25 protein-coding genes are annotated in these 25,736 nt (G+C 31.0%); 11 read left to right on the top strand and 14 right to left on the bottom strand.

Annotated features, from left to right (window positions below):
* The first annotated feature begins 9 nt into the window (after positions 1-9).
* The 4 genes from cstB (at position 10) to KA894_RS14625 (ending at position 3,366) form a co-directional block, all read left to right on the top strand.
* Positions 10-1,344 carry a persulfide dioxygenase-sulfurtransferase CstB gene (cstB, locus tag KA894_RS03345; RefSeq protein ID WP_119487952.1) on the top strand — a complete coding sequence of 445 codons (1,335 nt, stop codon included), beginning with the start codon at positions 10-12 and terminating at the stop codon, positions 1,342-1,344.
* Between the two features lie 17 nt (positions 1,345-1,361).
* Positions 1,362-2,555 (top strand): type II sulfide:quinone oxidoreductase Sqr, encoded by a 1,194-nt coding sequence (gene sqr / locus KA894_RS03350; protein ID WP_096811094.1) that lies wholly within the window; start codon positions 1,362-1,364, stop codon positions 2,553-2,555.
* Between the two features lie 239 nt (positions 2,556-2,794).
* Positions 2,795-3,007, top strand: coding sequence for a hypothetical protein (locus KA894_RS14620; RefSeq protein ID WP_229719029.1), 213 nt, complete (start codon positions 2,795-2,797; stop codon positions 3,005-3,007).
* 80 nt (positions 3,008-3,087) lie between these two features.
* On the top strand, positions 3,088-3,366 hold the full coding sequence (locus KA894_RS14625; protein ID WP_242693564.1) for a hypothetical protein: 279 nt from the start codon (positions 3,088-3,090) through the stop codon (positions 3,364-3,366).
* A gap of 954 nt (positions 3,367-4,320) precedes the next feature.
* On the opposite strand, the gene KA894_RS03360 is transcribed toward KA894_RS14625, so the two are convergent.
* The 5 genes from KA894_RS03360 to KA894_RS03380 all read right to left on the bottom strand — a co-directional run bounded on the left by KA894_RS03360 (position 4,321) and on the right by KA894_RS03380 (position 7,570).
* Positions 4,321-4,929, bottom strand: coding sequence for a stage II sporulation protein M (locus tag KA894_RS03360; RefSeq protein ID WP_096811093.1), 609 nt, complete (start codon positions 4,927-4,929; stop codon positions 4,321-4,323).
* A 118-nt stretch (positions 4,930-5,047) separates the two neighbouring features.
* Positions 5,048-5,287: a DUF3923 family protein gene (locus tag KA894_RS03365; protein ID WP_119488244.1), complete on the bottom strand. Its 240-nt coding sequence runs from the start codon at positions 5,285-5,287 to the stop codon at positions 5,048-5,050.
* Between the two features lie 284 nt (positions 5,288-5,571).
* Positions 5,572-5,832, bottom strand: a complete 261-nt coding sequence (locus KA894_RS03370) for a hypothetical protein (protein WP_103373720.1) — start codon at positions 5,830-5,832, stop codon at positions 5,572-5,574.
* Positions 5,833-6,101: 269 nt separating this feature from the next.
* Positions 6,102-6,875 carry an ABC transporter permease gene (locus tag KA894_RS03375; protein ID WP_096811089.1) on the bottom strand — a complete coding sequence of 258 codons (774 nt, stop codon included), beginning with the start codon at positions 6,873-6,875 and terminating at the stop codon, positions 6,102-6,104.
* A gap of 2 nt (positions 6,876-6,877) precedes the next feature.
* Positions 6,878-7,570: an ABC transporter ATP-binding protein gene (locus KA894_RS03380; protein WP_096811088.1), complete on the bottom strand. Its 693-nt coding sequence runs from the start codon at positions 7,568-7,570 to the stop codon at positions 6,878-6,880.
* Between the two features lie 546 nt (positions 7,571-8,116).
* Between KA894_RS03380 and KA894_RS03385 the strand changes: the two genes are divergently transcribed.
* Positions 8,117-8,359, top strand: coding sequence for an AbrB/MazE/SpoVT family DNA-binding domain-containing protein (locus tag KA894_RS03385; RefSeq protein ID WP_096811087.1), 243 nt, complete (start codon positions 8,117-8,119; stop codon positions 8,357-8,359).
* A 55-nt stretch (positions 8,360-8,414) separates the two neighbouring features.
* Complete coding sequence (locus tag KA894_RS03390) at positions 8,415-8,816, top strand: type II toxin-antitoxin system death-on-curing family toxin (RefSeq protein WP_119488227.1); 402 nt, start codon at positions 8,415-8,417, stop codon at positions 8,814-8,816.
* Between the two features lie 751 nt (positions 8,817-9,567).
* On the opposite strand, the gene KA894_RS03395 is transcribed toward KA894_RS03390, so the two are convergent.
* Positions 9,568-9,996, bottom strand: coding sequence for a DUF805 domain-containing protein (locus KA894_RS03395; protein WP_242693563.1), 429 nt, complete (start codon positions 9,994-9,996; stop codon positions 9,568-9,570).
* A gap of 566 nt (positions 9,997-10,562) precedes the next feature.
* Here KA894_RS03395 and KA894_RS03400 point away from each other — a divergent pair.
* Positions 10,563-12,554 (top strand): P-loop NTPase fold protein, encoded by a 1,992-nt coding sequence (locus tag KA894_RS03400; protein ID WP_119488024.1) that lies wholly within the window; start codon positions 10,563-10,565, stop codon positions 12,552-12,554.
* A gap of 116 nt (positions 12,555-12,670) precedes the next feature.
* Here the strand turns inward: KA894_RS03400 and KA894_RS03405 are convergent, their stop codons facing one another.
* The 6 genes from KA894_RS03405 to KA894_RS03430 all read right to left on the bottom strand — a co-directional run bounded on the left by KA894_RS03405 (position 12,671) and on the right by KA894_RS03430 (position 19,393).
* On the bottom strand, positions 12,671-13,219 hold the full coding sequence (locus KA894_RS03405) for a DUF1541 domain-containing protein (RefSeq protein ID WP_096811084.1): 549 nt from the start codon (positions 13,217-13,219) through the stop codon (positions 12,671-12,673).
* Positions 13,220-14,227: 1,008 nt separating this feature from the next.
* On the bottom strand, positions 14,228-15,085 hold the full coding sequence (locus KA894_RS03410; protein ID WP_119488023.1) for an ABC transporter substrate-binding protein: 858 nt from the start codon (positions 15,083-15,085) through the stop codon (positions 14,228-14,230).
* 337 nt (positions 15,086-15,422) lie between these two features.
* Positions 15,423-15,674, bottom strand: coding sequence for a hypothetical protein (locus KA894_RS03415; RefSeq protein WP_096811082.1), 252 nt, complete (start codon positions 15,672-15,674; stop codon positions 15,423-15,425).
* A gap of 364 nt (positions 15,675-16,038) precedes the next feature.
* Positions 16,039-16,308: a YrhK family protein gene (locus tag KA894_RS03420; protein WP_096811081.1), complete on the bottom strand. Its 270-nt coding sequence runs from the start codon at positions 16,306-16,308 to the stop codon at positions 16,039-16,041.
* A 290-nt stretch (positions 16,309-16,598) separates the two neighbouring features.
* A complete protein-coding gene (locus KA894_RS03425; protein ID WP_103373496.1) occupies positions 16,599-18,002 on the bottom strand; it encodes an MDR family MFS transporter in 1,404 nt (467 codons plus the stop codon).
* 491 nt (positions 18,003-18,493) lie between these two features.
* On the bottom strand, positions 18,494-19,393 hold the full coding sequence (locus KA894_RS03430) for a DUF5996 family protein (RefSeq protein ID WP_107643845.1): 900 nt from the start codon (positions 19,391-19,393) through the stop codon (positions 18,494-18,496).
* A gap of 279 nt (positions 19,394-19,672) precedes the next feature.
* Here KA894_RS03430 and mbcS point away from each other — a divergent pair, with 279 nt between their 5' ends.
* Positions 19,673-21,250 carry an acyl-CoA synthetase MbcS gene (gene mbcS / locus KA894_RS03435; RefSeq protein ID WP_115342462.1) on the top strand — a complete coding sequence of 526 codons (1,578 nt, stop codon included), beginning with the start codon at positions 19,673-19,675 and terminating at the stop codon, positions 21,248-21,250.
* Positions 21,251-21,470: 220 nt separating this feature from the next.
* Here the strand turns inward: mbcS and KA894_RS03440 are convergent, their stop codons facing one another.
* Both KA894_RS03440 and KA894_RS03445 read right to left on the bottom strand, forming a co-directional pair.
* A complete protein-coding gene (locus KA894_RS03440) occupies positions 21,471-21,725 on the bottom strand; it encodes a hypothetical protein (protein ID WP_103373499.1) in 255 nt (84 codons plus the stop codon).
* A 181-nt stretch (positions 21,726-21,906) separates the two neighbouring features.
* Positions 21,907-22,521, bottom strand: a complete 615-nt coding sequence (locus tag KA894_RS03445) for a hypothetical protein (RefSeq protein WP_119488022.1) — start codon at positions 22,519-22,521, stop codon at positions 21,907-21,909.
* Positions 22,522-22,775: 254 nt separating this feature from the next.
* Between KA894_RS03445 and KA894_RS03450 the strand changes: the two genes are divergently transcribed.
* From KA894_RS03450 to KA894_RS03460, 3 genes are read left to right on the top strand one after another with little or no spacing between them, the layout of a single operon-like run.
* Positions 22,776-23,807: an efflux RND transporter periplasmic adaptor subunit gene (locus tag KA894_RS03450; RefSeq protein WP_115342461.1), complete on the top strand. Its 1,032-nt coding sequence runs from the start codon at positions 22,776-22,778 to the stop codon at positions 23,805-23,807.
* Positions 23,804-24,484 carry an ABC transporter ATP-binding protein gene (locus KA894_RS03455; protein WP_115342460.1) on the top strand — a complete coding sequence of 227 codons (681 nt, stop codon included), beginning with the start codon at positions 23,804-23,806 and terminating at the stop codon, positions 24,482-24,484. Before KA894_RS03450 ends, KA894_RS03455 begins: the two co-directional genes overlap by 4 nt.
* On the top strand, positions 24,481-25,656 hold the full coding sequence (locus tag KA894_RS03460) for an ABC transporter permease (protein WP_103373503.1): 1,176 nt from the start codon (positions 24,481-24,483) through the stop codon (positions 25,654-25,656). Before KA894_RS03455 ends, KA894_RS03460 begins: the two co-directional genes overlap by 4 nt.
* Positions 25,657-25,736 lie beyond the last annotated feature (80 nt).

Here is a 25,736-nt window from a genome sequence, read left to right on the forward strand (position 1 = left end):
AGTTTTTCTATGTTTTTCAAACAATTCTATGATAACCATTTATCTCAAGCATCTTATTTAATTGGATGTCAACGTACAGGGGAAGCGATGATTATTGATCCAATACGGGACTTAACAAAATATATGACAGTTGCAGATGACGAAGGTTTTACAATTACGAAAGCTGCTGAAACGCATATTCATGCTGACTTTGCTTCAGGTATTAGAGATGTTGCGGACAAATTGGACGTAAGTATATACGTTTCTGGTGAAGGTGACGATGATTTGAGTTATAAAAAGATGCCAAAACAAACTCATTTTGTTAGACATCAAGACACTATTTATGTAGGAAATATTAAATTAGAAGTCTTGCATACGCCAGGTCATACCCCTGAGAGTATTAGTTTCTTACTTACTGACGAGGGGGGAGGCTCTAATATACCGATGGGACTATTTAGTGGTGACTTTATCTTCGTTGGTGATATAGGTAGACCTGATTTATTAGAAAAAGCTGTTCAAATGAAAGGCTCAACAGAAATCGGTGCAAAACAAATGTATCAATCTATAAATAATGTTAAAGATTTACCAGATTATATTCAAATTTGGCCAGGTCATGGTGCAGGTAGCCCATGTGGTAAAGCATTAGGGGCAGTACCGATGTCTACGTTAGGTTACGAAAAAATAAACAACTGGGCCTTTAATGTAACTGATGAAGCAACGTTTGTTGAAACATTGACATCAAACCAACCAGCCCCACCGCATCATTTTGCCCAAATGAAACAAATTAACCAATTTGGTATGAGCATGTACCAACCTTATAATGTTTACCCTAGCTCAAACAATGAAAGAATCGCTTTTGATCTTCGTAGTAAAGAAGCTTTCCATGGCGGTCATACGCAAGGAACTATCAATATTCCTTATAATCACAACTTTATTAATCAAATCGGTTGGTATTTAGACTATGATAAAGATATAGACTTAATTGGCGATAAAGCTACAGTTGAAGAAGCAGTGCATACTTTACAATTAATTGGTTTTGAAAATGTAGCAGGTTATCGTTTGCCACAAACAACAATCATGACATCTTCTATTCACAGCGCGGATATGACTGGCAAAGAAACTCATGTGCTAGATGTGCGTAACGATGAAGAATGGAACCAAGGACATTTAGAACAAGCGGTGAATATCCCTCATGGTAAATTATTAAGCGCAGAAATTCCTTTTGATAAAAACGATAAAATATACGTTCATTGTCAATCAGGGGTTAGAAGTTCGATTGCAACGGGTATACTAGAATATAGAGGTTTTACTAATATTGTAAACGTTAGAGAAGGCTATCAAGATTTACCGTCCTCATTAAAATAATTTAAGGATGTGGGTAAATGATTAAACACTATCAAGTTGCTATTGTAGGCGGAGGCACAGCAGGTATCACAGTTGCTTCTAGATTATTGAAACAAAACCAACATTTAAAGGGCAATATAGCTATTATTGATCCAGCTAAAAATCATTATTATCAACCTTTATGGACTTTAGTAGGCGGGGGCGTTTCTAAACTAAAAAACTCTCGTAAAAGCATGAAGCATGTTATACCTAAAGGGACACAGTGGATTAATCAAGCTGTTTTAAGTTTTAAACCTGAAAGTAACAATATTACGCTAGGAGATAATACAACCATTAATTACGATTATTTAATTGTTGCTCCAGGGCTACAAATTAATTGGTCGTCTATTAAAGGGTTACAAGAGAACATAGGTAAAAATGGCGTTTGTTCTAATTATTCGCCAGAGTATGTAACCGAAACTTGGCGACAAATTTCTAATTTCAAAGGCGGTAATGCTATTTTCACGCACCCCAATACACCTATTAAGTGTGGAGGCGCACCGATGAAAATTATGTATTTAGCTGAAGATTATTTTAGAAAACATAATATCCGTTCAAAAGCTAACGTAATATATGAAACACCTAAAACTGCGTTGTTTGATGTAGAAAAGTATAGTAAAGAATTAGAAAAAATAGCTGAAGAAAGAGATATTATTGTTAATTACAATTACAATCTGATTGAAATTGACGGAGAGAAAAAAATGGCCAAATTTGAGCATATTAAGAATGGTGATGTAAAAACATTAGACTACGAGATGTTACATGTTACGCCACCTATGGGCCCTTTAGATGTGATTAAAAAAAGTGCGCTTGCAGATAATGATGGTTGGGTAGATGTAGATCCTAGCACTTTACAACACAGACAATATTCAAATGTATTTGGTCTAGGCGACGCATCTAACGCACCAACTTCGAAAACGGGTGCAGCTATCAGAAAACAGGCGCCTGTCGTGACACTTAATTTGTTACAAGTAATGAATAACGAAATGTTAACACATCATTACAACGGTTATACCTCATGCCCAATTGTCACAGGCTATAATAAATTAATCTTAGCTGAATTTGATTATAATAAAAAGCCACAAGAAACGTTACCTTTTAACCAAGCCAAAGAACGAAGAAGCATGTATATATTTAAAAAAGATTTGTTACCGAGAATGTATTGGTATGGCATGTTAAAAGGCTTTATGTAAAAATCAACTACTCAACGTAGTTGACGATTATTACCAATAGTTATATTAAAAAGAAGCGTGTAAGGCACATAATTGCTCAAGCGGTTCAAACATTTTATAAAACGGATGGTTTTTACTTTATTTATATAAAAACCGTCCGTTTTGTTATGTTTATACAGCAGAAACTTGGTGTAGATGTTATATTATGCCCAGGAAAAATGAATTAGGAAAAATGAATTATTTGAAAAGGATAGGTTTAATTGGCTATTTTATTATTATTTATTGAAACTATTTTAGTAACGGTTATAATGATTGGTAGTTTGGTAGGAATTTTAAGTAATCCTATTTCACCAGGAATTTTAACCGCATTTTGGTTTGCAAGTATTTTAGCGTTGATTGGTTCAATTACATTGAGAAAATTTTATAAAAGACGGTATAAAAAAGAAATTGCAATAAGAGAAAAAAGCCCTTGATTAGAAGAAAATGAATTTTTTTATCAAGCACCATTATATATATTTGATGATATGCACATAAAATACATGGTTTAACAGAAATGGCTTGGACGCTATATTTTAATAATAAAATTCAAAAATGGCTTAGTATTTTTGATATTGTATCTGCTTCCGGTTTAAAAGTTACATCACCGAACTATAATATTATTTTGAAAAGGATTAAACTGTGGTCTTTAAGGCCACATTATAGTGTATTGATTAATAACCAAGCAATTGGTCGCTTAGAGATGATAAAAATCTTAAAAGGCGGCATTAAGCAACAAACGTCCTATGCGTTTTTTGATAATAAGACTACATATTTATTCAATAATCCATACTGATCAACTGAGACAACTATTTCAAACAAAGAAGGAACAAAAATATTTTCAGCACGTCGCTCGTTTTTAGACTTAGGAAAAAATCTATTCACTCAACGTAGGGGTGAGCAACATCGTTTAATAATGGAATCTTCTACACCTCATCCTAAGGAGTTATGGGTTGCTTTATATATCCAAGTAATGATAAATAAACAAAAAAAGTGATATTGGAAGAAGTTAGTGTTATTTAATCAAAGTAGAGGGAGTCACCCTGTGTATATTGGTATAGATAATAAATAATTTTTTTAAATATTCTTTGGATTAGTTTACTATATTACAATTTATCGGAAGATATAGAGATATTAAAACAGACAAATTGTGCAACTATTTATCCGAAATCTCTAAATCTTAATTGAATTTTGATGTAGTATTAATTGTTGTATCTGCACTACAAAACTGTTTAATTAAAACTAAAATGAAAATCAACAAAGGTCGTTTACGATTTTGCCCACATTCTTTTTAGAACGCATAAGTGTGACCTTACGAGACTTAATTCGTTTATAACGACGACAAATAGACCTGTAAAACCATAATCGTTATGATAAAGTTTATTAAAAAAGAACTTTTATTATAGTTATATATATAATTTGTACTTTGTTAATATTAGTGTCTTTTATTTCTCTTTTAAAAAATACACTTAGTAATAATAAAGATAAACGGTTAGATGTTTTATCTAGTGGTTTACTCTTGATTTCACCAATTACACTTTTAATTTATGGCTTATCTTCTTAAATATAGAGCATAAGTTTTGTTTAAAGAATGTATTTATGCCGAGAAAATTTATTATGTGTTTAGAAGCACGCTTAATTAAACTTGCAGACGGATGCCGGCATAGTGTGAGCTGTTAAGCCAACCATTCGACAAGTTTGGGGGGTGTTAAGGATTTAGAAGTTCAACGTTAATAAAGCAACGTTGTATTTAAATAAATAAATTATATATAAAATCTGTTAAGTATGTTTCTATAAATCCTGCGAGTATGTATAAAGGTAAAGCAATTAGAAAGTAAATTTTAAAAACATTACTTAACGCCAATTTAAATGATAAATTTTGCTTTTTAGTTTTTCTAAAAATATTACTTATTTTTCTAATAATTGATTGGCTTACTTTATATAAACCACTGATAACAAGACACATTGCAAGTATTTCTATGATTGTATGCGGAATTGAAGATAATACCATTATGATACCTTTATCAAAATCAAAATGAACTACAAAACCAAATACTATTCCAGTGGTTATTGTTGTAGAAACTAAATTTAAAAAGTATAAAAATGGAATTGGAATTAAAGAAAATATAAACATTTGAAAGGGAACTTTAAAGCCATTATTTATAATATATTCCCAAACCTTGGTTAAGCCATTTGCCCTGGCGATGTTCCCATGTTGGCCATCTGTCATATTTTTGAAATTTTCGATTGACGGGCTGAAAATAACTGCTAGAACAAAAGTGATTAAGAAAATAATAGCTGTGAAGATGAATATTTTTATAGATCTTTTAGCGTAATTGGGATCTTGGATATTGAACATAATCCACCTCTTTTTGTTGGTTTTTGAAATGAGTTTTTTCGTGTCTTGATACTATATACAGAAATAATTCAAAGGTATTAAATTCGATTGGTTGTTGATATGACCGTTTTTTCTTAATCTAAGACTGATTTAATTTGTTTTTTGATAAGACTAAATTAGTGATTAACCATACTACTTGTATTGCAAATGGAAATAAAAAAGCAAAACCTAAAACAGCTATATTAGCCCACTTTAATTGCGTCGTTTGTATTGTTCCGCTAGCATCTATATCTCTCATCCAGAGTAAAATTGAGAATCCTATAAAACTTAAAACTTCAATAGCACTTATGATCCACCAAAAAATCCAAGAAATTTTCATTTTATTCACCTCCATTTTTAAAAATTTGAATTCAGGATAACTTATTAATTTTTTCAATATTCATCTCTTATTTTTAAAATTGATCTATTTGATTAAAGATAAAATCAACTATGTAATGGATGGCTAAACCGCATACAATAGCAATTATGATAAGGATAAATAAGTTCATTTTGTTATACATATCAGTAGCAGTGTAAATAAAACACCATACGAGTATTAGCATGGATTTTATCGTATTCTTTTTAGCTTCAAACATATATAACGCTCCTTTGTGATTTTGTAAATTAAGTTAAAAGTATGATAATTAAATAAAAAGTCAGTATAAAACTAGCAATCATTCCTATGGCGGATTTTAATATAATGTTTCCAATAAAATACGATATAAATGTCAAAAAAGCTGTAATAAGAGCTGTATTTTCTAAATTAGGAATACTAAAAGTTGATTTCAGTGAGTATATTACAATAGTCAAACATCCCAGAATGTTGCCTATGATACCAAGTGATTTTGCCTTAGGATGCGTTACTTTTTCTTCTTTATTAGCCATTATTTAATTCCTCATTTCTGTTTAGATGCAAAATAATCAGTTGCAAGGTTAAAAACAATAATGCAATCATCAAAAAGACAATAAACCATATATTATCTAAAGTATCTCTGTATCAGTAAGCTAAGAAAACAAAATAATAATCCTTATACTAAAATAAGTTATCTTTAAAATTAATCTTAATTTATGTTTTATTAACCTTTTTATTAAAAAAACACGCTCTTAATAGTGCTAAGAGCGTGTTTAGTTATACTATAATTTCGGTGCCAAAATTAGACGTTTTTCTTTTTGAAAACGAGGATAACTAGAGCTAAGAAAACTACAATATAAACAATATTGCCAATAAATAATTCATGCAATTCCAGTTTAGTAAATGATTTCATCATTTCATTATCTATAATTTGAGAACTTAAGTTCAACATATTAATAGGCAACCATTTTAACCATTCCCATTGATTAATTAATGCAAATAATATGCCAGAAACAATAGAAATAGCGAAATAAAAGATAATGCCAATCGCAATAGAAACGCCAGGACTTTTGAATATACAAGAGATAAGTAGCGTTAAGCTTAGTAATAACCACATGCCAACATAATTACCTAATGCAGTTAATAACATTTCTTGTAAAAGGGATAGGTTATCACCCGTTTGTTTTAAAATATTAATGTCAGAGAACATAGTTAAATTGATAACTAAAGAAATGATAATACTAATCACAAATATAATAAGTGAATAAATAAATAATGATATAAACTTACTTATGATAATGCTTGTTCTAGAATAATTTCGATATAATAAATTTTTAATTGTACCATAATGAAATTCCATTGTAATTATCGTACTTGCTTGTATAATCATGAGAAAGAAAATCCAAGAAAATGAACTATAACCTTGTTTGAATAGTGATTTTGACCCCATAATATCAGGGTAATTTTTACTTAGTACTGCTAACCCAATCATTAAAATAAAAATAAGGATTGGAATAATGATAGATGATTTTTTCTTGAACATTTTAAATAGTTCTTGTTTTACGAGTGTTGTCATGGTTAGGCTTTCTCCTTACGGTCAATAATATTAAGAAGTACATTTTCTAAATCATTTTCATCTGTTTGATTCAATTCATCCATTGTAGTTTCTCTAACAATTTCCCCTTTATCGATAATCAAGAGTGAGTCAGTCACTTTAACAAGTTCACTTAATATGTGACTAGATATAAGGAAAGTAACACCTTGTTCCCTTAAGTTAATAATTGCTTCTCTCACATCTTTTACAGCCCGAGGATCTAATCCATTCATAGGCTCGTCTAATACAACGAGTTGTGGATGGTTTAAGAAAGCAAGCGCAATACCTAATTTTTGTTTCATACCTAAAGAATAGGTTTTTGCTTTGTTATGTATAAAGTCTTCCATTTTTAGTTTTTCGATAATAAGATTTATATTTTTATTATCGGGGTCTTCATCGATTAATTTCATGTTTTCATAACCTGTTAAAAATGGGTATAATCCAGGAGCTTCAATCAACGCTCCTATATCGTTCTGATTAGTACTGATATGATTTTTCAAAGTACCAGATTGATAGTTAGAAAGCCCTAAAATAACTTTCATTAATGTGGTTTTACCAGCACCATTTCCGCCAACCAAACCTATAATATGTCCCTTTTCAAGTGAAAATGTGATGTCTTTCAAAATGCGTTTTCGTTTGATTTTTTTACTAATATTTTCCATAGATAAAAGTTCCAAAATGTAACCTCCTAAATTTTTTACGCCGATTAAAGGTTAACAAAAATAGTGATTAAAAGAAATAGTATTTTTATAAGAATAATATATTTTTTTTGTAAAAGAGAAATATAATTATAGTGGTCCAACATATTAGAAATAAATTGTTTTTATTTTAAGTAAGTATGTTGAATTTTATAAATAGGAGGTAGCTTATGCATTTAATTGTAGCGACTATTGCTGATTTGTTACTAGGCTTGTAGTTTCATAAATAATTTTATTTATGAAAGCTGAAATAACGTATTAATACTTGGAGAAATTGAGAAAGATACTGATAATTGTTAAAAAGAGTTTGTTAGTTTAGATAAAGAGATGTATTTATATAACATGTATATAGAACGTCCGACAGGTAATGTATATAGGAATTTTATTTATAAAGAAGCTTTTGAAGCTAAAGTGATTAATGAATTAAAGCTAAATTATTTTATTTACAAAAGATAGCGCATGATATATAGTGAAAGATATACAAAGATATATTAGGAAATACGATTTCGGAAGGGGATAACCAATATGGCAGTAACTAACACAAGAAAACTTAGAAAAATTGGCAATAGCAAGGTTCTAACAATACCAGAGGAAGTAATACAAGCTTTAGATATTAATGAGGGACAAAAAATCGCATTTAACGTTGAGAATGGTCAAGTGGTATTAGAAGCAGTTAAAACGGATAGTAACGAAATGGATATTTTAAGCATGGCCGATCAAGTAAGTAATCAGTATGATAGTGCTTTAAAAGATTTAGTGAATAGATAGCAGCAGGTTAATACGTAGATGTAGATGAATGATAAAGACTACTGGAGGACAGCATATGCAGTATTTAACAGAAAAAGACATTATCACACTAAATGTATATGTTATTAATAAATATAGCCCTAATGAGCAAATAGGCGTAAAAGAACCAAATGCTTTAAATATGCTAGTTAACGCACCTAAGCAATGTGTATTTGGTGAAGAACAGTACCCCACTTTAGAACTGAAAGCAGCTAACTTAGTTAGAAATTTAGTACAAAAACATGTGTTTTACAATGGTAATAAAAGAACAGCTTTAATGACATTGGTTGTTTTCCTTAAGATGAATGGATATCAGTTTAATGCTAGTAATGAAGAAGTGGCCGACTATATGGTTAAAATTGCTACAGACAACTTACAGGAAGCAGACATTAAGCAATGGATTAAAAAGTATATAACACTAATGAATGAAAAGGATTGATTATCGGGCGTTGCATATCCCCGTAAATATGTTTTGACTATACAGGTTACTAATGTATAGTCAATTTAATTAATAATAGTAATAGAAAGTGAAGTTCTGGAAGGAATTTAGAGAATATAGATAATGTAAAAGGAAATTATTTTTCGTATAGAAGAGTCTCATAAAAATATAAAATGAGTGAGTTAGATTATTATAAAAGAATTAAAGACGTATCTCATAAATTTCGTGAATTTAAATCAGCAACTATTAAAACATATATTAGTAAGACAGCAGACCTTCGGTATTTACAGAATTTGTATATAAAAGATAATTTGGAAAATTTAAAGAAGAGACAAAAGATATAAAGCTTTTGCCAGAAGCAAAAGTGAAGATAACACTTAAAGATATACAAGAGCAAAGCGAGAAAAAGTAGTTAAAAAAACATAGTAGATAAAGTTAAAGGCAAATTGAAGAAACGTTAGTTGAAGATTTTTAAAAAGAATCAAGAGAGATACTTTTGTTTATAGCCACTAAGGCGTTATGAAAATCATAAGAGAAAATACAGATACAAACATAAACAAATCCTAATACCCCCTCACCCCGCAAAAATTGAAAGATGTGGGGCGGGGGTAATTTTTTTTGAGATTTTGTAAATTAAGCAAAAAGTATAATAATTAAAAAAATAAGTATTACCTATAACATAAACCTAAGAAGTGTTTAGATTGTATGATAACGCAATACTTATACTTTTAGCTATATTGGGTTTGATAGGTTATATTTCTTTAGGGTCCTTACCATATTTATTTTCTTTTTTGGAACCATTAGTACAACAAATAGCTAAAGATATAATACACATTACTATGTATATAACCCCGATAATGACAAATAAAGTATACAAGAACGAGCCTGTATTTATTTCAGCTATATAGTTATTAGTGACACCTAGTATTATACCAAAAATAAAAAATATTATAGGGAAAAGCATAGACATACCTAAATCATGAAACCGTCGAACTGATACAGAAAAATTTGCGATATATGTAGCTATTGTAAAAATCCAATAAATAATTATAGCTAAAATGGAAGGTATAGGTATTATATAGTTTAAAACAGAAGCCACTAAAGAAATAATAAATGTCATTAGTGCTGGGTACCAAAATTCTTTACGTCTTGACCTCCCTTTTAGATTTAACCCATTCATCCAAAATAATTTGTAGTAATATAAGATGATTGATCACTCCTTTTTAACAAACTTGATCATAAAAAGGCTAAATTTTATTTGAAAACATTGACCGAAATATTCATTATTAACCAAATAAAAGCTCTGAAATCATTATTATTGCCTATAGGTAGATCATTAAACCAAGGGTACATAGATATATTTACTATAATAATTATCCCAAATATAGTGGTAAAATATCATAGTTCAGAAACATAAAACGATGCGATCCAAAATGTGATTGCTATTACTCAAAATATTATATCCCAAATAGAGAAAGGATATAAAAAATTAAACCCTACTTTGCTTTAGACGACAGTAAGGCTTGCATATGACGAACCATATTTTTAATTAATGAGTATGAGTGTAACATAAAGAATAATTTATATAAAATTTACTAGGTTGAGTTAATAGAAGTGGTTATTATTGAGTTGAGAACATAATATACAAAATAATTGGAATTTTTATATCCTTAGCACATTTAAACCTTAACTGCTTTTATAAAAGTTGGTAATTTTTTATAAAATTATATAAACGGAAGTGAACGAATGGAAAAATTTAAAGAAGCTATAACAAATTATATAGAGAAAGATGAAAATTTTGCAGTGTTTGTTGATGGAGGATGGGGAACAGGTAAAACACATTTCTTTGAGCATGATTATTTCTTAAATAAAGTAGGAGAAGATAATGATGAAATTCAAGAAATCCACGATAAGAAATGTTATAAGAAAGAATATATTAGCGTATATGGCAAGCATAGTTTGAAAGAAATAAAAGAAATAATTGTTACAAAAATTTTGAGCTATGTAGATGATGATGTAATTAGCGAAAACTTAAAACAAGGAATTAGTAATATTTTTAAAATGTTTGAAGTAAAGTTTTTGAATACTGAAAATATAACTGCTTCAATAGATGATTATTTAGAATCAAAAGCACGTGATAAAATTAAGGATAAGCTCAATAATAATGGAGGACGAGTCGTCTTTATAATAGACGATATAGAAAGATTAAATGATGGAATCAGTTTAAAAGAATTTTTAGGGTTTATACGTAATGTTTTATTAGACAGCTTTAACTGTAAAGTTATTATAATTGGTAATAAAGAAGCAATAACGAGTGAAAATAAAAATGAGATGAAAAATTATTGGGAGAAGGTAATCAGTAGAAATTTAAAGTTTCCAAGTAATTTAGAAGTAGGAAAGAAAATATTAAATAATGATTTGAGAAAAAGTTATTATAATGAAAATGAAATTCAAGATTTAATAGAATTAATTCAGGTTTCACCCTTGTCCACGTCTAAAGCAAATGTATTAAATCTTAGGACGTTAAATTTGGTAATAACAGATTTTAAAAATATATATGATCAATTAGAAAATTGTAATAAAGAACAAGTGAATACACGTATGTCTTTATTTATTTCTCTATTTATATTGCATAATATAAATAGAAATAATGTAATTGACAATGAAGAAAAATTCAAAGATATGAAAGTTCCTAATGGGTTTACTTTTATAAACTCTAAGAAAAAAAAACCATCACCTGAAGAAGAAATTTACCAAAAATATTTTCAAGAAAATGAAATTGCAAAAAAATATGCCTTTTTTTCAAGGGAATTAAACAATTATATTTTAGAAGGTGTTTTAGATATAGAAGAATATCAAAAAAAGCTAAACGATAATTTTAGTGAAAAAAATGCAGAGGAAGACGTACTGTATATATTAAGAAATTTTATGTTGTATAGTGAGGATAAAGTTAAAGGTAAAGAAAGTGAAGCAATTGATATAATAAAAGGTGGTAGATATTCATTTGGTTATCGTCTCAACATTTATATGAAACTTAAAGAATTATGCCTAAATGGCATAGTAACTTTAAATGAAAAAGAAATAGATGAATTAGAAGATTATTTACTTGAAAATTATGAACTACAAATAAGTGATAGTATAGAAGGAGAAGATTTATTAAAGCTAATAAACTTTCACTTTCCACAAAACCCTGAACTAATAGAATATAAAAATGAATTATCTGAAAAATTGATGAAGCAACAAAAAATATATATGAAAAAACAAGGGATATACCAACAGTATATTGAAGCTATATTAAATGAAGAGCGAAAAAAAAGAAGCGAGTTAGAAATGCAGTATAAAGAAATAAAAAACGTAGATATTTTCACTATATTTAATAGTTATATAAGCGATATAGAAAAAGAACTTCTCGGAAATAATGCTAAAATTATTTATTTAAATAGATATATTTACAATAGAACAGATATATTTATAGAAACTTTGGATAATATTGAACGATTTATTAATAATATAAAACAAATAGAAGCTCAAAATAAGGATAAAATCGCTAAATATAATTTTGATACATTACAAGGTACTCTGTCCAACATAAGAGAAAATACAAGGATAAAGCTAAATACCTGTGGTAAGAGAGGAAAGGAATATAAAATAAGCCCCGTGAAGATTTCTAATTTAAGAAATCTTTTCGGAGCTGAATTTTGGAGCATATGTTGCAAGAATTTCTCGTTTGTTAGCTAAAATTACCCACACATACTAAGTAAAGTGACAAAAGCAAATGTTATATTGTTGGTTTCAATAATCCATTTTTAAAAGTATAATCTTAAATAGTTAATTTATAAATGTTAGTAACATGCTTAACGTGATTTGAGTTCGTCGCTTGTCATCCATTTATGATTTTTAACCACTTCGTCATTTTCCGTGGATTCATAGTCTACCATATAAACGGTGGTGTTTTTTACATCATCTATTTTAGCCTTTGCACCTTTCATACCAGGCATGTGATCAGCTTCTAACTTAACTGTATCGCCTTTTTTGAGTCCGCTTTCAGGGGCGTTGGCAACTTCTTCATTAACAACCCATTTATGATTATTAACCTTTTCATCCCCATTTGTAGGTGTGTAGCTTACGACATAAGCATATGTCTTGTAAGCGCCTTTTACGGTAGCTTCGGCATTTTTCATACCAGGCATGTGTCCTGCTGTAATAGTAACTTCATCACCTTTTTTAAACTTACCATCATCTGTAGTCTTTATACCATTTGGAGCTTTACTTTCGCTTTTATGTGCCATATGTTCTTCTTGTTGTTGGTCTTTAGACTCTTGTTTTTCTTTTTCATTATCATTGGAACAAGCTGATAATACTAAACCTGATGCTAATATAATAAAGCTCAATTCTTTCATCATATTTAAAAACTCCTTCGTTTATTTTAATGTAAAAGCGTTAATTACTATGAGTATCGTGCTTAAAGATATTAATAATTGCGCCTGCAGTCTGTGGTAATATCAAACTAATAAAAGCTGATATATCGGACATAAGAGGGGCGATAACCACGTTATATCCTGTAGCACACGTAAATTTTGAGTTATTTTCCTCATCGTATTTATTACGATAACGTTGCTCACATTCATGTTGACTATGGGGGTTTCAGTTATTCGACACAATAAACCTCCTGAATTTTAATTTTTAAAGATATTTATAAGATAATGAGAGTATAACATATACCCTATAGGGGTATAAAGATTTCGCTTTTCTTATATTAATAAAACTAGTAATTAGTCGGTATCCAAGAAGATTATATAAACCGTTTAAATATAAAGAACTATATTGAGTGAAATGATGATTATAATTTATAAAAAAACACCTCTTTTTAAAAGAAGTGTTTTAGTCATTTAGAAATAAAATACCATACATAAAAATTATAAACATAAACAGCCACATAGTGATTTATCCTTTTGAACTATGGTTAGAGCTGTAATGCCAATAATCATTATATGTAACCATCAAGTAATTAAACAGCAAAATAAACCATGGAATTGTTTGTTTTTAGTTAACACAATCGATTGCTGGGAGTGGGCACATTCAGATGTTTACAGACGTTATAATAATGAAATCACCTATCTCTCGAGCGCCAAGTTGATTTAAAGAAAGAGGTATAAAAGGATGCTCATTTTCGTTCGCATTAAAGCGTCAATCATCATTGATTGTGTTATGATGCATCTACTTATTGGCATAGTAAATGAAATAAAAATTAGGCGACATTAGGCCAAACCAATAAAAATCCCCTCGCTACTCGCAGTAGTGAGGGGTGTGAATAAGCGAACACTTATTTTCGTTAAATATATTTAACATCACAGCAGTTGGAAGGTAAAAGGATAAAGTTTTTGATATTTTAACGCCGGTATAAATGCTGATTATTCTTTGAGGTTAGCTAAAGTTTCAATCATATCTTCAGAAGCTACTAAACCACGTAATTTAGCCCATTCATCTCTATTTACAAAATGCACTCTGTTATTTTTTACAGCGTCAAGATCGTCCCATTGATTACTATTTTGTAATTTGTTTAAGTCTTCATCATCATCATTTTCAACCATAACAATTAATCTTTCTGGATTAACATTAGCAAGTTGTTCATATGACATTTCTAAATAATCTGATTCTCTATATGCTGGTAATTTATCAGCAATTTTTTCGTTAAGTGCGTTTTTGAAACCTAATTTATTTAAAAATTCACCCACATATGTTTTATCTGAATGTGCAGTCACACCTTGTTCAGAAATTACAACTGCTAGGGTTTCTTTATTTTTATCTATATCAATTTGATTGTTATAGTTATTTATTAAATCTTTGTGACTATCTAAGCGTTCTTTAGCCTCTTTAGATTTACTAACTGCTGTACCAATACGTTGGAATACTTCTAATGATTCTTGGTAACCAGCGTCAAAGCTTCTAAATAAAATCGTAGGAGCTATCTCGCTTAATTCATTATATATATCGTCATGGCGATCAGCATCTCCGATAATAAGTTGTGGGGCAGCAGAACGAATTGATTCAAAATCTGGATCAACACGCGTACCTACTGAGACATAGTCACCGACTTCTTCTTTTATTGGTGATATTAAATTCGTACTATCATTATCATCAGCAATACCTTTAATGTCTATATCTAAAGCTACTAATGCATCAACGAATGAAAATTCTAAAGCTACTGCTGAATTAATATTTTCTGGTAATTCAGTAGTTCCTACATCATGTTTAAATTCGAAAGTCATCGTATTACCTCCTTTAGGTACTCATAGTATTAATATTCCACGTAGTTATTACATGAAACATAGGCTGTTTTTATTATATAAAAGTAAAAATGGTTTGTTAGCTGAATTATAGTATTAGTCAGTAATAAAGAATGCATTTATTTAGCCGAACTAAAAGACACTTAGATTTATGAAAGCAAAGCAAACGTCAATTTCTATATTATTTCAATAGAAATTGACGTTTGTACTTTAGGTAAATATATTTATATTCTAAACGCTTAATGTCACACAATGCATGTGATTGATAAATGCTATTTTTGGTTTCAAGCATTTTCGCCAAAGTGTATCATTTTAAAAGTTATGATTCATTAAGTTGCTCGTTGAGAGACACTAGTACAAGATCGTGTAAATTTTTGCGAAATACTGCTTCGTAATGATCTAGAAAGGCGTCAGTCGTTTTTCCCATAAATTCCTCGGCATCTGAAACTTGCTCAGGGACTAAATCATTAAAACGATTTTCAGTTTCTTTAATTGTCAGTTCTGCTGCTTTAGGGACTAATTCGTCATATTTAACCAAAACTTTTTTCATTATATCACCTGATTCTATCATTTTAGATATTCCACTTGTGGGCTTTTTATTTGTTTTGCTGATTTTCAATTTTTATCGAATGTGTCTGGTATTAACTTTTTTCGTTTTCTTATTATTCTTACAGTGTAATAATATACCGTGGGAGTAGCAATAATCCTGCTCACTAAAAATATAACTGTTTTCAGTTTATTTTTAGTTGTTTTAATATTTGATGCGCATCTGCCCGTGGTTTCATTTTTCGTCTTGAAACCATTGTTGAAAATTGCGTAATTAAATTTTTCATAAATTTATCTAGCAATGAGTTTCTAATCAATGCCTCCCTATTAGAGTAAATTTAATAAAGAGTGTATACAGCATTATCTATTTAGCAGAAAACAACTCAAACTTATAAATTTTTATCTTTCTTAACTTTATATATATGGATATCTCTAATAATAGTTATGATAGGTCTAATTAATAATTCAAAGCTACCAATGACAAATAGTACAGTGCCATAGAAAGTAGTGGATTCACTAAAAAATAAAAAACTACCAATGATAAAGCATAAGGCTAACAGGATATCGTTGATTTGATAAAGAAGTTTATAGAAAGCGTCAATTTTTATATCAAAGCCTAGAAATGTAAACTCTAATTCTTTTTTTGTGTTTTCATCCATGTAGTATCACCTCTAAATGATCGTATAACCCATCCACTAGAAAGCGTAACATAGCAAGATAAAATAAAAACTACTGTTAGTGCAAAATAGACGACTAACAGTAGCAAGTGTAAAACGAAAAATTATGTCAAGAGCTAGTATATGGTTACCCGTTCCTAATTAAAGCAAAACACTTTGGAATAAGGGTGGATGATAACCTTATTATTACTATGAATAAACCCTTGGTGCATTATGTTGCAGAAAAACCTCGTAAACTAAAATGTTTACGAGGTTTTGATAACGATTATGAATTATAATGTACGACGTTTTGGCTTACTGTCATCAGAAAGTTTAAATGATAATAGCAGTGCAATAACTGAAATAATTGTAGCAGTAATGAATGTGACGTTTACACCATGAATCATACCAACCATACCTTCTGAAGGTATTGCTGAAACAGACATCATAGTAATGAAAACTGCTGTACCAATTGCACCAGCCATTTGTCTAAATGTGTTGTTCATCGCTGTACCATGTGCGATCAAATCGTTTGGTAATTGGTTGATTGCTAATGTAGTCATAGGCATCATAACCATAGCGATTGAAACCATTCTGAATGCGTTTGAAGTAGCAAGATACGTAAAGCTTGTATGTTCTGTTAACACTGTAAATGGTAATGTTGAAATAACTAATACAAATAAGCCAATACGAGCGAGCCACTTGCCACCAAATTTATCGAATAGATAACCAGTAATAGGGTTCATCATACCCATAATGATTGCCCCTGGAAGTAATACTAAACCAGATTCTAATGCAGAGAATTCTAACATATTCTGCATGTATAGTGGTAAGATGATGTTCGTTGCGATTAATACGCCGAATACAAACATACTTAGTACAGTACCTAATGTGTAAATACCGTAACTAAACACTCTAAACTCGAGCATTGGTTCTTTTAAATTTAATTGGCGGCGAATAAATATAACGAGTGAAACGACACCAACAATGATAGGTACAATAAATTGAATACTTCCCCAACCTGCTTCACCAACAGAACTGAAACTATATAGTAATCCGCCAAAACCTAGCGTAGATAAGATAACTGAAGCAATATCTAATTTTGGATGCGTTGTTTCTGTAACATTTTTTAATAAGAAAATGGAAGCGATAATAATAACAATCGCGATAGGGAATACTACATAGAAGACACTTCTCCAAGATAGGTGTTCAACTAATATACCAGATAAGGTAGGTCCAATTGCTGGAGCAAATGCGATAACAAGTCCGAATAGACCCATTGCTGTACCGCGTTTTTCTTTAGGGAAAGTTAAAAATAGAATAGTTTGCATAAGCGGCATCATAATACCTGCGCCCGCAGCTTGAAGGACACGTCCAATTAATAGCATTGAAAAATCAATTCCAATAGCACAGAGTAGCGTACCTGCTGCAAAGATACTCATTGCAGTTAAGAATAGTTGCCTCGATGTAAAGCGCTCAATTAAAAATGCAGTGACAGGAATCATAATCCCGTTTACTAACATAAATATAGATTGTAACCATTGAACTGTACTTTCTGATACTTGAAGGTCTTTCATAATGGGTGGCAACGCTGTACCAAGTAAAGTTTGGTTTAAAATAGTTATAAAAGCCCCTGACAATAGAACTATAAACAGAGGGATTCTTTTTTCAATATGGAATGTTCCGGTTTCTGTCAATATACTCACTTCTTTCTTAACAAATTACACATCAAAACATTATATCACTTGTCGTATGTTAAAGCTAAAGGTTGAACTTACTTTTTAAAAATTTATTTATCATTGTGTTTAAATATGCATGTAAGTACATTTGCTTATATTGCAATACAATTCGAATTGGTTATTTAACATCAGTTGGTGTATGTAAAAAGATTATATATAAAGAAGGAAGCGGGAGAGAAACCATATTTTCCAAAATAGTTTCGGGGGCCCGCTCCAGCAAGAATAACTAGAAAAAATACAAGTACTATGCTGATTACCTTCATAAATGACTGCATGGATTAAGACGCATGTATAACTGGCTACCACTTTAAAAGAATAAGTTTTTTAAAATACTGTTATAGATTTATTTTTGAGAAAGTTTGCTGCTATCCAGTGTAATATTTTAAAAGAGCATATTACTTTAAGTTTATGTTCCTAAGATGCATCTCATAGTTAAAGTTACTCAGGCGTCACGATTTATCATCTAAGTAATTGGGTTTCATTTTTAAAGGCGTAAATGCATAATCGATATTTGTCCAATTTAAAAAATCTGCAAATTTTAAATAAGATGCTTTGAAAAATTGAGTAATAGTATCAACATGATGGTGATGGGCGTGCTCAAAAATAAACTCCATTAATTGTTTATCGAAATAACTATTTTCTGGGAAATGATGATCTGCGTTAAACGATTGGTCTGCAAAAGGGTAAGGTAAGACAAAACATGTTGGACCTTCAAACTGTTCATCACCAAACCAGAAACCAAATTCAATCATTTCTTCATCGAAGGCTGCGCGTTCAATGACTTTAGAATCATCTCCAAATGGTGCAGCTTTATCTTTTACAATAATGCATGAAATATCAAAAGTTCCCCAGAATAACCCCGGTTTTGATTTTCTTACTCTTAAGCTGTTAATAAAATTCGCTTCAGCATGATAGGCAAATTTCATTAAATCTAAAGCTTTTTCAGCTATTTTAGGTTCATAGTGATGATGTGTATCGTCTTTTTCAAACGGAATTGGATGAGTTACTTCTTGGGGCAGCGTATTGATTTTTAAGTTAATACCTAATTGGTTTAAAATCGTTTCAATTTGGTTGTAATAAAATTGTATTGTTTTTCCATTTTCTAAATCGATATCATTTATGTGTTGGTCAACTACTATTTCAATTTGATGTTGTAATAAATTAACTTCCAGTGAGAAGGTATGTGTTTTATAACTTAACATACCTGTAGAAAAGCCTTGAACATTTATATTAAGAGTGACGTGAGACCATTGAGGTTCTTGGTAATTTGCTTCTAATTTATATTTCCCCAAAATCTGTGATAATAAGTGTAGTGTATCTTTTTCATTTTCCCAATCTTTAATCTTCATAATGCCGCACCACCTAATAAAGTTTTTGCTATAAATGTCTTACCACAAAATACAAGTATGAAACCAATACGACAAATGCTTAGATGAAGTAAATTAGATTATCATTTGTTATAATGTTAAAATGATTTAGGTATATAAGCTAAGTGGATATGTAATAACTTTTTGTTCTGTTAGAAAGGCATACTCATGTGTTTTTATTTTCAGAATAATCAGAACCGATGTAATTTCATATTACATCGCATATTACAAAATTAATGATCGATTTAAGGAGAGTAACAAATGAATAAAGCAAATCTAATTGCTCCAGAAAAATACAATATAGTTAGTGAAATTGAAAAATATGCAACCAATCCATCGAAAAAAGCAATTATTTTCAGGGATCAAAGTGGTAAAGAAGAAGATACGACATATACCCAACTTATTAATAATGCTAATAAAATTGGACATATGTTTTTAAAATATGGTTTAAAAAAAGGTGACAAATTATTAGTTATGTTGCCACGTGCAATTAAGACATATGAAGTTTATCTAGCAGCATTAAAATTAGGTATTATTATCGTCCCTAGTTCTGAAATGTTGCGCACTAAAGATTTGCAATATCGGATTACGCATGGTGAAGTGAAAGCAATTTTAGCTACCAGTGACAGCGTTGAAGAATTTAAGGATGTTAAAGAATATGAGTCATTACTTAAATTTATTGTTGGTGACAAAGTAGAAAATTGGATAAACGTTGAAGACGAACAAGCTGAAGCTTCAGATGAGCTTACAATTGAAGCAACTTCAAAAGAAGATATTGCTTTATTATCATATACTTCAGGTACTACAGGAAATCCAAAAGCAGTTGTGCACTCTCATGGTTGGGGATACGCGCATTTACAAATGGCGCCTAAACATTGGCTAAGTATTGTAGAAGATGATACGGTCTGGGCAACTGCAGCGCCAGGTTGGCAAAAATGGGTATGGAGCCCATTTTTATCAATTTTAGGATCAGGTGCGACAGCATTTGTCTATAACGGTAAATTTAATGCAGAGACATATCTTGAATTACTAGAAATATACGACATCAATGTATTATGTTGTACACCAACAGAATATCGTTTAATGGCTAAGTCACCCAATCTAACAAATTATAAACTAGCACATTTGCATAGTGCCGTATCTGCAGGTGAACCATTAAATAAAGAAGTTGTTGATAAATTCAAACAAAACTTTAATTTAACAGTTAGAGATGGTTATGGTCAGACAGAAAGCACATTGTTGATCGGATTCTTAAAAGACACTGAAGGACGCCCTGGATCAATGGGTAAAGGCATTCCTGGTAGTTACGTTACAGTTATAGATGATGATGGTAACCCTGCACAACCAAATGAAGTAGGGAATATCGCAGTGCCGTTAGATTTACCTGCTTTGTTTAAAGGTTATTATAAAGATGAAGCACGTACTGCTGAGCCACAAATTGGTGAATACTTTATTACTGGTGATTTAGCGAAATTAGATGAAGATGGTTACTTCTGGTTCGAAGGTAGAAAAGATGACATTATTATCAGTTCTGGTTATACAATTGGGCCGTTTGAAGTTGAAGATTCACTTACAAAACATCCATACGTTAAAGAATGTGCAGTAGTAGCTAGTCCACATGAAATCAGAGGAAATATCGTCAAAGCATTTGTGATCTTGCAAGATCACATTACTGGGGACGAAAGCGTAATCAAAGAATTACAAAATTTTGTTAAACAAGACGTTGCACCTTATAAATACCCAAGAGCAATTGAGTTTGTTGAAGACTTGCCTAAGACCAACTCTGGCAAAATAAGACGTATTGAGCTAAGAGAAGCGGAAAAAGCGAAGTATTTATAATTTAATTCTAGTTTATGAAGGAAACATTTAAGTAGAATAACAATAGAAAAATCCCGGCATACTGTTTAACAGTGCGTCGGGATTTTTTGTTAATGGTTCATGTCATCAGATGGTTGGATTTATATATTTCGTTATGACGTATATAAAAACTATAACTTTGTTAATATATCGTAAATAAGCATATAAAACGATTAGATAAGTGTCTATTTACCTGGTGCACTTAAATAAAACCTATATTACTTATTAACAAAATGATACCAATTAATGTGAATATGATACCGCGAATCAATTGTTTCTCCCATAGATGTATCACACCACTCATGACAATCAATAGTGACATAATAATTGAAGCAATTAAGTATACAGTGTCATTAACGATATTAAACATATGTAAAAATAATGTTCCAAAACACAAGATGATTACAATAACTAAGCTTCTCAAAAGAAACTTGTCTATTTTTGAATTTTTGGCCATAAAGCGTTCCTCCTTAAGCCATTCACAAAATTCTATTTTTAGAATAAGTTTTAAACGAGTTGAATCATTAGTGAATATGCTTATGTAAAATATGTTTAATCGTTATTTTTACATAAGTAAACTTATTAATCAAAAAAGCCTGAAACATTGTTGTTTCAGGCTTTTTTGATAGAAATATTCATTATTGGAAACTTGCGCCTATTAAAGCAAAGCCAACTGATACGACAATGTAAGCAATTGCCCATATCATAGCTGCCTTTTTAGATAGGCGATTTGTTGCAAATAGCATAATACCAAAGACATATGCATCAATAAGTGTTTGTAAATTTAACGCACCTAGCATTTGGTTTCCTTTATCAAAAATGTTTAGGCTTGCAATGTTGTAATCTAACAGTGATAAACCTGCAACCCATTGAATCAATACAACAATTAACCCAACGATGCCAGTGATTAAAGAGAAACTTAACGTTGCAGAAAAGATTGATTTTGCACCTGCATCTGATTTCGTTATTTTGGAAATAATTAAAAAGATTACAAATGTAACGCCGATACCTATAATGCTACTAAAAGCGCCGCCAACAATGCCCACGATTAATCCGATCATGCCCATATCCATGTCCATGGCTTCTCCATTCACACCTGCTTCTTGATATATTTCATTATAATCAATTGACATGGCACCGATAGCTGCAGAAAGTGCTGCCACGATAATAGAAAGGATCAGTTTAAGCCCCCATTTAGGGTTTTCGCGTAAATTTGAAAAGTGTTGTAAAAATGGTAAATTAGAATTCTCCATCTGTCCCTTGCCCCCTATATGTATTGTTTCCAAATCATAACATTACCTACAATATTTTCAAACAGTTTTAAGAAAAAAATTAAATAAAATTAAAAATAATAAATTAACTTAGATTCACATTTTAACCTTACAATATTGTTAGGCTTATATTTTTAAATAAATATTGTGTAGAAAATCATGTTATGCATTATATTTTTTATTGTGTGTTTGTGATAGTATCTAAAATGAATATATTTTAAAGGAGTGTTTACTAATTGAAGAAAAAGTGGACGTGGGCCATCGCCGTTATTGTAATTATTTTATTAATTGCAATTGCACTTATTTTAAGACAAGCAAACAACAGTTCGAAAGATAATAATGGCTATGATACATATAAGGTAGAAAAAGAGAGCCCACTCAATTTAGAAGGTAAGGCGTCACCTAAATCAGTAAAAACATACAATAACAACAGTCAATTAGGTACATATGTAAGTACACAAGTTGATGACGGTCAATCAGTTAAAGAAGGCGATCCGCTTATCAATTATGAAATTAATAATAATAAGCGCCAACAATTAATTGATAAAGTGGATAGCGCTAAAAATGAAAATGAGAGAGCGGAAGCGCAGCAACAACTAAATCAATATGATCGTCAAGTTAATGATAGTATCTATGCTGCATTTGATGGCAAAATAGATATTAAAAATACGGATCACGTCTCAGATGGCGAACCTATTTTGCAACTTGTTGGAGATGAACCACAAATTAAAGCAACAGTGACTGAGTTTGATCTTGGGAAAATTAAAGAAGGCGATCAAGTAGACGTCAAAGTAACAAGTACTGGTAAAAAAGGCAAAGGTGAAATACAGAAAATTTCAGAATTACCTAAAAGTTATGAAGAACGCTTGAATAAAGGTGGTAGCGGCGCAGTAGCTACTGATTCAAGTAGTGAAGAAGGCGGCGGTACGCAAGCTTCAAACCCAGTTTCGGACCCAAGTAGTGGCGAAGACTCAGACACATCAAAATATACCATCGTTATTGATAATATCGATATTCCCGTACGTGCTGGCTATTCAACAGATGTCGAAGTACCATTAGATGCGATTAAATTACCAAAATCAGTATTAACGAAAGATAATAATGTATTTGTAGTAGGTAAGGGTAATAAAGTAGAAAAACGAGACATTAAAATTGATAAAGTTAATGGGGAAATTTTCGTGAAAGAAGGTCTGAAAACCGGCGATAAACTGGTTAAAAACCCTAAAAAATCTATGAATGATGGAGACAAAGTTGAGGTGTCATCATGATAGAACTTGTAGATGTCAATAGACATTTTCAAAATGGCGATGAGACAAACCATATTTTGAAAGACATTAATATTAGCATTCAAGAAGGTGAATTTATAGCCATTATGGGGCCTTCAGGATCAGGTAAAAGTACATTAATCAATATATTAGGTTTTATTGATCGAGGTTATGAAGGCGATTATTTATTTAAAGGTGAAAATTATAAAGAAAGTTCAGACAATGAATTAGCAGAAATCAGAAACAAGACGGTTGGGTTTGTGTTCCAAAACTTTAAATTAATTCAAAATAATACTGTTTTAGAAAACGTTAATATTCCTCTAGTTTATGCAGGACTTGGAGCACAAGCGCGTAAAACTAAAGTATCCAATACATTACATGATGTTGGGCTATACAATAAAGAAAATTTAGCGCCTAATCAATTGTCTGGAGGACAACAACAACGTGTGGCGATTGCACGTGCGATTATTAATAACCCTAAATTTATTATTGCTGACGAACCAACTGGCGCACTGGATTCAAAAACCTCAAAAGACATCATTGAATTGTTTATGGCATTAAATAAAGAGCATAATACGACGATGATTCTCGTGACGCATGACCGTAAAGTGGCAGACAAGGCAGATCGTATCATTCATATCCTCGATGGTCGTGTCCAAAGAGAAGAGGTGGTTGAATGAAGAACTTATCAAATATCATCGCTATTTCATTCAAATCCATTTTAAAAAATAAACGGCGTAATATCTTCACGATGATTGGCATTATTATCGGTATTGCTGCAGTTATCACAATTATGTCGCTAGGTAACGGATTTAAACAAACGGCCTCAGAACAATTTGAAGATACTGGCGCAGGTAAAGATTCAGCAACAGTGAATTATATGAAAAGTGATGGCGAAGGCGCAAAGGAAAATCCATTTAGTCAGCAAGATATAGATATTGCTAAACAAGTTAACGGTGTTACCGATGCAAAAATTAAAGAGACCGAAGACCAAGGTTATTCAGCTAAGATGACTAACGCGCAGAAAAAAGGCGATATTAGTATTTTAAAGAAAAAAGAAATGACGCGTCCTGAAAAAGGTGACGGTTTTAATGAAGATGATAATGAATTAAATAAAAAAGTCGTCACTGTGGATGATAAAATTGCTAAAGATGTGTTCAATAATGAGCCAATTGGTAAGACATTATATATTGACGATCAAGGTTTTAAAGTAGTAGGTATTGTAAATGATGCGATGAACCCATCAGCTGTAAATATGCCTGCCAACACATTTGACAGATATATGGGCTATTTAACACAAGATTACCCATCACTTCAATTATCATTGACAGATGACGCCGATAAAAAAGAAGTTGCAGATAAAGTGGCTAAAGCTTTGAATAAAAAAGGTTCAGGCGCAGGTGAAGGTAGTTATACTTATACAGATATGGAAGCGTTTATGAAAAATATCAACAAAGTATTTGATGGTATTACTTACTTTGTGGCTGCTGTTGCGGGTATTTCATTATTTATCGCTGGCATAGGTGTAATGAATGTAATGTATATCTCTGTAACTGAACGTACGGAAGAAATTGCCATTCGACGTGCTTTTGGTGCAAAAGGACGAGATATTGAAATTCAATTCTTGGTGGAAAGCGTTGTGTTATGTGTCATTGGCGGTATTATTGGTCTAATCATAGGAATACTTGTCGCAAGTCTTGTAGATGCTGTAACACCAGAATATATTAAGAGTGCGGTCAGTCTAAGCTCGGTTCTTATTGCAGTAGGTGTTTCAACGTTGATAGGCATTGTGTTTGGTTGGATTCCGGCACGTTCAGCGTCTAAGAAAGAATTGATTGATATTATTAAATAGTTACAGGAATAACTCGAAACTGAACCATACCTATATCAATGTCTCAGTTTCGAAGATGACGCTGATAGTAGGCGCCAGGT

The organism is Staphylococcus sp. GDY8P131P, assembly GCF_017891975.1.
In the GTDB taxonomy this organism is placed as follows: Bacteria; Bacillota; Bacilli; order Staphylococcales; family Staphylococcaceae; genus Staphylococcus; species Staphylococcus nepalensis.